Raw genomic sequence first — 201 nt, 5'->3', positions numbered from 1 at the left:
GTTTGAGCGATTGCGCAAGCAAGGTCGGTTTTTTTGACCGGGACTTGTCGAGCGCTTCCTTCAGGATCTCCACCTCGAGCGTCTTGCGTCCGAGCTGGCGTTCAAGTTCGCGGATGCGGGCTTCCATCTCGCGCACCGTCTTGTTGCTTGTGACGCTGTCGTCCCCTGTCACGGCGATACTGCCCCCTTCGAGCATCAGTT

At 58.7% G+C, this 201-nt stretch carries 1 pseudogene; it reads right to left on the bottom strand.

Annotated features, from left to right (window positions below):
• A pseudogene (locus AB0T83_RS20555) lies at positions 1-201 on the bottom strand (IS3 family transposase); the annotation flags it as partial.

Origin of the sequence: Meridianimarinicoccus marinus (assembly GCF_040689105.1) — a bacterium.
GTDB lineage: Bacteria > Pseudomonadota > Alphaproteobacteria > Rhodobacterales > Rhodobacteraceae > Meridianimarinicoccus > Meridianimarinicoccus marinus.
This window is presented reverse-complemented; position numbering and strand designations above follow the sequence as displayed.